Annotated in this window: 12 protein-coding genes; 8 read left to right on the top strand and 4 right to left on the bottom strand. The window is 67.1% G+C overall.

Features of this window, described 5'->3' with window-relative positions; genetic code table 11:
- The first annotated feature begins 93 nt into the window (after window positions 1–93).
- The 8 genes from livH (at window position 94) to NF616_RS14580 (ending at window position 6,898) form a co-directional block, all read left to right on the top strand.
- Window positions 94–1,017: a high-affinity branched-chain amino acid ABC transporter permease LivH gene (livH, locus tag NF616_RS14615; RefSeq protein WP_252274023.1), complete on the top strand. Its 924-nt coding sequence runs from the start codon at window positions 94–96 to the stop codon at window positions 1,015–1,017.
- Entirely contained in the window at window positions 1,014–2,273 is a 1,260-nt protein-coding gene (locus tag NF616_RS14610; RefSeq protein ID WP_252274022.1) for a high-affinity branched-chain amino acid ABC transporter permease LivM, read from the top strand. The genes livH and NF616_RS14610 overlap by 4 nt, the downstream gene beginning before the upstream one ends.
- Window positions 2,270–3,037, top strand: a complete 768-nt coding sequence (gene livG, locus NF616_RS14605) for a high-affinity branched-chain amino acid ABC transporter ATP-binding protein LivG (protein ID WP_252274021.1) — start codon at window positions 2,270–2,272, stop codon at window positions 3,035–3,037. Before NF616_RS14610 ends, livG begins: the two co-directional genes overlap by 4 nt.
- A 2-nt stretch (window positions 3,038–3,039) precedes the next feature.
- Window positions 3,040–3,741 carry an ABC transporter ATP-binding protein gene (locus NF616_RS14600; protein ID WP_252274020.1) on the top strand — a complete coding sequence of 234 codons (702 nt, stop codon included), beginning with the start codon at window positions 3,040–3,042 and terminating at the stop codon, window positions 3,739–3,741.
- 236 nt (window positions 3,742–3,977) lie between these two features.
- Window positions 3,978–5,189: a serine/threonine transporter SstT gene (gene sstT, locus NF616_RS14595; protein ID WP_252274019.1), complete on the top strand. Its 1,212-nt coding sequence runs from the start codon at window positions 3,978–3,980 to the stop codon at window positions 5,187–5,189.
- A gap of 94 nt (window positions 5,190–5,283) precedes the next feature.
- Entirely contained in the window at window positions 5,284–5,784 is a 501-nt protein-coding gene (locus NF616_RS14590) for a metal-dependent hydrolase (protein WP_252274018.1), read from the top strand.
- Window positions 5,781–6,530, top strand: coding sequence for a carbon-nitrogen hydrolase family protein (locus tag NF616_RS14585; protein WP_252274017.1), 750 nt, complete (start codon window positions 5,781–5,783; stop codon window positions 6,528–6,530). The genes NF616_RS14590 and NF616_RS14585 overlap by 4 nt, the downstream gene beginning before the upstream one ends.
- A gap of 20 nt (window positions 6,531–6,550) precedes the next feature.
- A complete protein-coding gene (locus NF616_RS14580; protein ID WP_252274016.1) occupies window positions 6,551–6,898 on the top strand; it encodes a hypothetical protein in 348 nt (115 codons plus the stop codon).
- Here NF616_RS14580 and NF616_RS14575 read toward each other — a convergent pair.
- Genes NF616_RS14575 through NF616_RS14560 form a run of 4 tightly spaced genes read right to left on the bottom strand, consistent with a single transcriptional unit; the run spans window position 6,892 to window position 9,361 of the window.
- The gene (locus NF616_RS14575; protein WP_252274015.1) at window positions 6,892–7,284 is read right to left on the bottom strand and encodes a DUF488 domain-containing protein; all 393 of its coding nucleotides are present in this window, start codon (window positions 7,282–7,284) and stop codon (window positions 6,892–6,894) included. The two genes, NF616_RS14580 and NF616_RS14575, sit on opposite strands and share 7 nt — an antisense overlap.
- 3 nt (window positions 7,285–7,287) lie before the next feature.
- Window positions 7,288–7,590: a DUF5629 family protein gene (locus NF616_RS14570; protein ID WP_252274014.1), complete on the bottom strand. Its 303-nt coding sequence runs from the start codon at window positions 7,588–7,590 to the stop codon at window positions 7,288–7,290.
- Window positions 7,587–8,228: a YceH family protein gene (locus NF616_RS14565; protein WP_252274013.1), complete on the bottom strand. Its 642-nt coding sequence runs from the start codon at window positions 8,226–8,228 to the stop codon at window positions 7,587–7,589. Before NF616_RS14565 ends, NF616_RS14570 begins: the two co-directional genes overlap by 4 nt.
- Window positions 8,229–8,287: 59 nt before the next feature.
- Complete coding sequence (locus NF616_RS14560; RefSeq protein WP_252274012.1) at window positions 8,288–9,361, bottom strand: diguanylate cyclase; 1,074 nt, start codon at window positions 9,359–9,361, stop codon at window positions 8,288–8,290.
- Window positions 9,362–9,461: the final 100 nt, after the last annotated feature.

The following is a 9,461-nucleotide window of genomic DNA, read 5'->3' as shown; positions in this document are numbered from 1 at the left end:
TGCGAGAGCAGTGGGCTTTGTTTTATCGTGTAATTTCCGGCCACCCGTCGCGTCACGAGCGCCGCTTCACGGAGCGTGCCGAGGAGTTAGGTAATGCCTGAGCTCTATCACTACCTGCAACAGCTGGTTAACGGTCTGACCGTTGGCAGCACCTATGCCCTGATCGCCATCGGCTACACCATGGTCTACGGCATCATCGGCATGATCAACTTCGCCCACGGCGAGGTGTACATGATTGGCTCGTACGTGGCCTTCATCGTCATCGCCGGTCTGACCATGATGGGGCTCGACAGCCTGCCCCTGCTGATCATCGGCGCGTTCGCCGCCAGCATCATCGTCGCCAGTGCCTATGGCTACAGCATCGAACGGGTGGCCTACCGGCCGTTACGCGGTAGCAACCGCCTGATCCCGCTCATCTCCGCCATCGGCATGTCGATCTTCCTGCAGAACGAGATCCTGCTGGCCCAGGATTCGAAAGACAAAGCCATTCCCAACCTGATCCCGGGCAATCTGGTGTTCGGCGAGAGCACCATGAATGGCGTGGTCATCTCCTACATGCAGATCCTGATCTTCGTCGTCACCTTCCTGGTGATGTACGGCCTGACCATGTTCATCTCCAAGTCCCGCCTGGGCCGCGCCTGCCGCGCCTGCGCCGAGGACATCAAGATGGCCAACCTGCTGGGCATCAATACCAACAACATCATCGCCCTGACCTTCGTCATCGGCGCCACCCTGGCCGCCGTGGCCGCGGTGCTGCTGGGCCTGCAATACGGCGTGATCAACCCGCACATCGGCTTCCTCGCCGGCATCAAGGCGTTCACCGCCGCCGTGCTTGGCGGCATCGGCAGCATCCCGGGCGCCATGCTCGGCGGTCTGGTACTGGGCGTGGCCGAAGCCTTCGGCGCCGACCTGTTCGGCGACCAGTACAAGGATGTCGTGGCCTTCAGCCTGCTGGTGCTGGTGCTGCTGTTCCGCCCGACCGGCATCCTCGGCCGTCCGGAGGTCGAGAAAGTATGAACGCCAAGAACCTCAAGACCGCCTTCTTCAGCGCCCTGCTGGTCATCGCCGTCGCCTACCCGGTGCTCGGCCTGAAGCTGACCACCGTCGGCATCAAGCTGGAAGTGCACGGCGCCAGCCCGGCCGTGCTCTGGACCATCGCCGCGGCCGCCGTGGCCATGTTCTTCTGGCAGCTGTTCCGCGACCGGCTGAGCAGCGCCTGGGCCAGCGCGCCCAGCATGCCGAAGCTGCCGGACAGTGCCAGCAACTTCCTCACCCTGCCCTCCACCCAGCGCTGGATCATCCTCGGCCTGGTCGTGGTCGCCCTGGCCTGGCCGTTCTTCGGCAGCCGTGGCGCCGTGGACATCGCCACACTGATCCTGATCTACGTGATGCTCGGCCTCGGCCTGAACATCGTGGTCGGCCTGGCCGGTCTGCTCGACCTGGGTTACGTCGGCTTCTACGCCGTGGGCGCCTACAGCTACGCGCTGCTGTCGCACTACTACGGCCTGGGCTTCTGGGTGTGCCTGCCGATCGCCGGCATGATGGCCGCGCTGTTCGGCTTCCTGCTGGGCTTCCCGGTGCTGCGCCTGCGCGGCGACTACCTGGCCATCGTCACCCTCGGTTTCGGCGAGATCATCCGCATCCTGCTGCGCAACATGACCGAAGTCACCGGCGGCCCCAACGGCATCAGCAACATCGAGAAGCCGACCCTGTTCGGCCTCTCCTTCGAGCGCCGCGCCGCCGAGGGCATGCAGACCTTCCACGAGTATTTCGGCATCGCCTACAACTCGATCAACAAGGTGATCTTCCTCTACGTGATCGCCCTGCTGCTGGTCCTGCTGACCCTGTTCGTGATCAACCGCCTGCTGCGCATGCCCATCGGCCGTGCCTGGGAAGCGCTGCGCGAAGACGAGATCGCCTGCCGCGCACTGGGCATGAACCCCACCGTGATCAAGCTCTCCGCCTTCACCCTCGGCGCCTGCTTCGCCGGTTTCGCCGGCAGCTTCTTCGCCGCGCGCCAGGGCCTGGTCACGCCGGAGTCCTTCACCTTCATCGAGTCGGCGATCATCCTCGCCATCGTGGTACTGGGTGGCATGGGCTCGCAGCTCGGCATCATCCTCGCCGCGGTGGTGATGATCCTCATGCCGGAGCTGATGCGCGAGTTCAGCGAATACCGCATGTTGTTCTTCGGTGCCCTGATGGTACTGATGATGATCTGGCGTCCGCAGGGCCTGCTGCCCATGCAACGTCCCCACCTGGAGCTGAAACCATGAGCCGCCCGATTCTCGAAGTCAGCGGGCTGACCATGCGCTTCGGCGGCCTGCTGGCCGTCAACAATGTCGCCCTCTCCGTCCAGCCCAAGCAGGTGGTGTCGATCATCGGCCCCAACGGCGCCGGCAAGACCACCGTGTTCAACTGCCTGACCGGTTTCTACCAGCCCAGCGGCGGGGACATCCTGCTCGATGGCGAGCCGATCCAGCAGTTGCCGGGCCACAAGATCGCCCATCGCGGCGTGGTGCGTACCTTCCAGAACGTCCGCCTGTTCAAGGAAATGACCGCGGTGGAGAACCTGCTGGTCGCCCAGCATCGCCACCTCAACACCAACTTCCTCGCCGGCCTGCTGAAGACCCCGGGCTTCCGCCGCAGCGAGAAGGCGGCCATGGAGTACGCGGCGCACTGGCTGGAAATCGTCAACCTCACCGACGTGGCCAACCGCCCGGCCGGCACCCTGGCCTACGGCCAGCAGCGCCGCCTGGAAATCGCCCGCTGCATGATGACCCGCCCGCGCCTGCTGATGCTCGACGAGCCGGCCGCCGGTCTCAACCCGAAGGAGACCGAGGACCTCAAGCAGCTGATCGGCATGCTGCGCAACGAGCATGACGTGACCGTGCTGCTGATCGAGCACGACATGCACCTGGTGATGAGCATTTCCGACCACATCTATGTGATCAACCAGGGCACCCCCCTGGCCGACGGTACGCCGGAGCAGATCCGCAACAACCCGGACGTGATCAAAGCCTATCTGGGGGAGGCGTGAGCATGCTGAATTTCAAGAACGTCTCCACCTTCTACGGCAAGATCCAGGCCCTGCACGATGTCAGCATCGATGTGGAACAGGGCGAGATCGTCACCCTGATCGGCGCCAACGGCGCCGGCAAGTCGACCCTGCTGATGACCCTGTGCGGCTCGCCGCGCGCGGCCAGCGGCAGCATCCGCTACATGGGTGAGGAACTGGTCGGACAGGAATCCTGCGACATCATGCGCAAGAGCATCGCCATCGTGCCGGAAGGCCGTCGCGTGTTCGCCCGCCTGACCGTCGAGGAGAACCTGGCCATGGGCGGCTTCTTCGGTCACAAGGACGACAACCAGGAGCAGCTGGACAAGGTCCTGCACCTGTTCCCGCGTCTCAAGGAGCGCTTCGACCAGCGTGCCGGCACCATGTCCGGCGGCGAACAGCAGATGCTCGCCATCGGCCGCGCGCTGATGAGCAAGCCCAAGCTGCTGCTGCTCGACGAGCCGTCCCTGGGCCTGGCGCCGATCATCATCCAGCAGATCTTCGGCATCATCGAACAGCTGCGCGAAGACGGCGTGACCATCTTCCTGGTCGAGCAGAACGCCAACCAGGCGCTCAAGCTGGCCGACCGCGCCTATGTGCTGGAGAACGGTCACATCGTCATGCAGGGCTCCGGCGAGGCGCTGCTCACCGACCCGAAGGTGCGCGACGCCTACCTCGGCGGCTGACGGGCACTATCGGCGAAGGAAACGGCCCCTCGCGGGCCGTTTCTTTTTTCCGCCGCGACACGACCGCGCACCCGCCGATGGATGGCCGACAGCCACCCCGTTTGGCCTATAGAATCGCCGCCTTCTTTTCTGCGCCTATCGTTATCCGAGAGGCCTCCGGAAACCGGCCGCCACGAGGCGACCGCCCGCAGCTCGCGCCCACAGGCGCGGCCTGCCGAATCACAGGAACCACAACCATGATCCTTCGCCCCTTCCTAGCGCTGCTCAACCGCACCAGCCTGGTCCTGCAGATCGCCATCGGCCTGATCGCCGGCATCCTTCTCGCCCTGCTGCTGCCCCAAGCCACCGACGAGGTCGGCTTCCTCGGCAGCCTGTTCATCTCCGCACTCAAGGCCGTGGCGCCGGTGCTGGTGTTCATCCTGGTGGCCTCGGCCATCGCCAACCACACGCCGGGCCAGCCCACCCACATCCGCCCGATCCTGGTGCTGTATCTGGTCGGCACCCTGTCCGCCGCCATCGTCGCTGTGGTCGCCAGCAGCCTGTGGCCCTCGACCCTGGTGCTGCAGGACGCCGCGACAGGCACCACGCCGCCCGGCGGTATCGCCGAAGTGCTGAAGACCCTGGCGCTGAACGTGGTCGACAACCCGGTCAACGCCCTGCTCAACGGCAACTTCATCGGCATCCTGGCCTGGGCCATCGGTTTGGGCATCGCCATTCGCCACGGCAGCGAAAGCACCCGCGCGATGTTCACCGACCTGGCCCATGGCGTGACCCTGATCGTGCGCGTGGTGATCCGCTGCGCGCCGCTCGGCGTGTTCGGCCTGGTCGCCACCACCTTCGCCGACGCCGGCCTCAGCGCCCTCGCCGGCTATGCCCACCTGCTGATCGTGCTGGTCGGCTGCATGCTGTTCGTGGCGCTGGTGGTCAACCCGCTGATCGTCTTCAGCCAGATCCGCCGCAACCCCTACCCCCTGGTGTTCACCTGCCTGCGCGAGAGCGGCATCACCGCGTTCTTCACCCGCAGCTCGGCGGCCAACGTACCGGTCAACCTGCAGCTGGCCGAGCGCCTGGGCCTGCACGAGGACACCTACTCGGTGTCCATCCCGCTGGGCGCCACCATCAACATGGCCGGCGCGGCCATCACCATCAGCGTGCTGACCCTGGCCGCAGCGAATACCCTGGGCGTCGACGTCGACATGCCGACCGCGATCCTGCTCTGCGTCGTGTCGGCGGTGTGCGCCTGCGGCGCCTCCGGCGTGGCCGGCGGCTCGCTGCTGCTGATCCCGCTGGCCTGCAGCCTGTTCGGCATCCCCAGCGAAGTCGCCATGCAGGTGGTGGCCATCGGCTTCATCATCGGCATCCTGCAAGACAGCGCGGAAACCGCCCTGAACTCTTCCACCGACGTGCTGTTCACCGCCGCCGCCTGCCTGGCGCGGGACAAGGACTGAGAACAGGTCGGCGCAGAAGCCGCCTGCGGGCGGCTTTCTTTTGCCGGTGAATGGGGTTATCTGTTTAGCGCCACGCTCAAGGAGGAGCCTTCAGATGTTCATTGCCCACGTCCCTTCTGGCTATCTGCTCGGTGTCCTGCAGCGGCCGGCTCTATCCCGCCATGTCCTGCCGGCCTGCATGCTCGGCGCCACGGTGCCCGATCTGAACCTCTTCTACTTCTACCTGGTGGACGGGCGCCAGACCCACCACCATCAGTACTTCAGCCCCTGGCCTTCGCTGTGGCCCGGCCTGACCATCCTGGCCGGCCTCTGGCTCAGCCTCCGGCGCGACAGCACCAGCGCCGCGATGACGCTGGCCTTTGCCCCGGGTGGCATGCTGCACATGCTGCTGGACAGTTTCGTCGGCGACATCTGGTGGCTGGCGCCTTTGCCGGGTCAGCCGTTCGCCCTCTTCGGCGTGCCGGCCCTTCACCAGCCCTGGTGGCTCAACTTCCTGTTGCACTGGACCTTCGCCGCCGAGCTGGCGATCTGCGCGGCCGCGCTGCTGGTGTACCGCATCCGCAGAGGCCACCGGCAAACGGAGCACCGCCCATGACCGCCCTCTGCCTGGCCGCGGCCCAGACCCTGTCCCAGCCCGGTGATCTGCCCGCCAATATCGAGCGCCACTGCGCCTTCGTCCGCACGGCCGCCGCCGCGGGCGTGGAACTGTTGCTGTTTCCCGAGCTGTCGCTGAGCGGCTACGAGCCCGACCGGGTCGCCGGCTGCGTGGTCGACCCGGCAGGTTCCCCCCTCGCGCCGCTGCGAGCCTTGGCGCAGCGGCATCGGATGATCCTGGTGCTCGGCGCCCCGCTGGCCAGCGCCAACGATCGTCCGCATATCGGCGCAATCGTACTGTTCGCCGACGGCAGCCACGCGGTTTACCACAAGCGACACCTGCACTCGGGCGAGGAGCGCTGGGCCAGCGCAGGCGCCGCGGATGCCGCCTGCTTTCCTTTGGGCACCGAGCGCTTTGCCCTGTCCATCTGCGCCGACAGCAGCCATGACCAGCACGCAACCGCGGCCGCTGCCACCGGTGCCTCGCTGTATCTCGCCGGGGTGCTGCTCTCGGAGAACGCCTACCCGGGCGATTGCGCCAAGCTGCAGCAGCACGCCGCCACCCATGGCTATGCCGTGCTGATGGCCAACCACGGCGGCGATTCCGGCGGCTATGTGGCCGCCGGCCGCAGCGCGCTCTGGGATGAAACGGGTCGGCGGGTCGGCGCCACGCCCGGTCGCGGCGAGCAGTTACTCGTCGTGCGCAAGGCCGCAGGCGGCTGGCAAACGGAGGTACACGGGCTTTGAATCACGCGAGGGGAACATCCATGCGCACACTCGGCTACGGCCTGCTGCTCGTCCTGCTGGGCACCCAGGCGCACGCCGGCTGCGGCGAGGGCCGCGGCACCTGTTACTACTACAAGAGCGGCGAACTGAAGGGCCAGGGCGAGTGCGCGGTGACCACCTGCGCGGCCACCGACCAGTACTTCTTCACCCACTGGGACTGGGACAACGGCAACGAGGTGCGCATCGACTGGGACCGGGAGCAGCAGAAGCTGCTGGTCAACGGCAAGCCCGGCTATGGCCTCGCCGTGCCGTACAAGGACGAGAACATGGTCTGCTACGCCGTGGCGCAGAGCGACGAGCTGGTGTGCAACGACTCGGGCATCTACTGATCGGCGTAGCACACCGGCGAGCTGGACGGCCCGCGGCGCTCCAGTTCGTCCTCGAGGAATTCGGCCAGCACCTGGGCGTTGTTGCAGCGTTCCTCGCGGGCGGCGAACAGCAGCGTCAGGTTGCCCTGTTCCGCCATGCCCAGCAGGCCCTGCCAGTATTCGGGATGCCCCGCCAGCTCGAGCCGGTAACGGCGGCGGAATTCGTCGAACAGCGCGGGATCGTGGCAGAAGTCCTTGCGCAGCGCTTCCGACGGCGCAACGTCCTTGAGCCAGGCATCCAGCGCCAGGCTCTCCTTCCCGCAGCCTCGCGGCCACAGGCGGTCGACCAGCACGCGCCGGCCATCGTCGGTAGCCGCCGGCGCGTAGACGCGCTTGCAGCGGATCATGGCTCAGTCGGCCTCGTCCGGCTCATCGCTCTGATCATCGTTGTCCGCGCTGATCGCGCCGAGGCACACCAGTTCATGCTCGCCCTCGGCGCCACGCAGGCGCCAGCTGCCGGCCTCGCCCGCCGCCACGGCGGCGGCCACCGCAGCCGCGGCGAAGCTCCACACACGGCGGGTGCGGCCATCCATGCATTCGATGACCAGCTGCGGCTGCTCGCCCTCGGCCTGCTCGCGCAGCTCGAACTGCCAGGCGTGCAGACCGCCGATCAGCAGCATGTCGGCGCCGCGCAGGTCGTCGAGCAGGCTCATGGCTGGCCCTCCAGGCGCGCCAGGCGCTCTTCCAGGGCGGCGATGCGCGCCTCCAGCTCGGTGATGCGCGAATCGTCGGCCCCGGCGCGAGGCGGTGCGTCCGCCTGGCGGGCCGCGAGCAGCGCCTCGAGGTCGACCGCCTCACCCAGCTGATGCATGTAGCGGTCCTCGCGCTGACCGCCCTGGCGCGGCAGCAGCAGCGCCAGACCGCGACCGATCAAGCGCTCGAGCTGGTGCTGGACCTCCGCGGCATCCTCGAACGCGAACAGGCGATTGCTGCGGGTGAGCAGCTCGCTGATGGTCTGCGGGCCGCGCAGGAACAGCAGGCCGAGCAGCGCCTGCTGCGGCTTGACCAGCTCCAGCGCCTTGTCCACCCGGTGCTCCCAGCGATCGGCGCGACCGCCCATCACCAGGCGCGTCATGCCGCGGCCTTCGAGGGCGCGCAGGGCCTGGCCGACCTGGCCCTCGGTGAGGTTCATCAACGGCTCGCGACTGGTCTTCTGGTTGCACGCCAGGACCAGGGAGCTGAGGGTCAGCGGGTAGGTTTCCGGGGTGGTGGCCTGCTTCTCGATCAGGCAGCCGAGGATGCGGACTTCGGCGGCGTTGAGCGGATCGAGGCCTTCGGTGACGCTGGACATGGGCATTTCCGTGCGGTGGCAAAGGCCCTAGCCTGCCACGGGTGGCGTGGCCTGGGAACTCAGGCGTTCGCCGCCTCGCCGTTGCCGGGGGGTGTGTCGCAGGCCGTCACCACCTGGTCGCGGCCGCGCTGCTTGGCCTGGTACAACGCCTGGTCGGCAGCCTGCAGCCACTGGGTGGCGTCCAGATGGAACGGGCTGTAGCCGGCCATACCGATGCTCAGGGTGACGCGCAGCTCCGGCGCCAGCGGGCTGCGCACTTCGCCGAGCTCCCGGCGCAGGCGCTCCATCACCTCGCCGGCGAGCACTGGGGGCGTGTTGGGCAAAATCACGCAGAACTCGTCGCCGCCGTAACGCCCGGCCATGTCCTCCTGGCGCAGGCTCAGTACCAGGCGCTCGCTGAGCAGACGCAGCACGCTGTCGCCGACCAGATGGCCGTGGCGGTCGTTGATGTCCTTGAAGTGATCCAGGTCGATCAGCGCCACGGTGCCGCGCTGCTGGCCGCCGCGGCACTTGGTGAACTCGAGCTGCAGCAGATCCTTCCAGTAGCCGTGGTTGAACAGCCGGGTCAGGCTGTCGGTGCGGCTGGCGGCGCGCAGCGCCTGCTTGTGCTCGGCCAGCTGGATGCTCAGGCGATAGCTGACCCAGCCGAGCGCCAGCGGATAGAGGATCAACATCGGCAGGCAAGCATAGAGCTGCAGCATGTTGGTCTCGGGGGCGAAGCCGGGACCGAACACCGCCGCGGCCAGGGCCATGCCTGCGAGCATGGCCAGGCAGCCCTTGGCGAAGAAGCGCGCGCCGCCGGCGGCGATGTTGTTCATCGCCATCATCGCCAGGATGGTCACGGTGGGCAGCACGTTGAACTGCATGGCCGCGGCCCAGAAGCCGCCGAACACCGAGTCGACCAGCAGGTTGCGGCGCTCCGCCTTGAACGGCGTAGCGGACAGGCGGGCGAGCTGGAAGGCCAGGTGCGGCCAGAGGAAGCCGTTGAACACCAGCAGGGCCCAGACCCAGGTGTCCGGCCGTTGCGGCCAGAGCGCCGCGGCGACACAGAAGAAGCCGATGCCCAGACCGATGCTGCGGGGCAGGTAGATGCGTTTGGCGAAGGAAAGGCCGGAGCCGGTGTTTCTATCCATGTTCACACTCGGAACGTCGTGCGCGAAGGATGGCCGCCCGCGCGGGACTATACAAGCCCGGCGCTTGAGCTGGCGGCCTGCGCTGGGTAACGTGGCCGCT

Source organism: Pseudomonas subflava (genome assembly GCF_023823685.1).
GTDB classification, from domain to species: Bacteria; Pseudomonadota; Gammaproteobacteria; order Pseudomonadales; family Pseudomonadaceae; genus Aquipseudomonas; species Aquipseudomonas subflava.
This window is presented reverse-complemented; position numbering and strand designations above follow the sequence as displayed.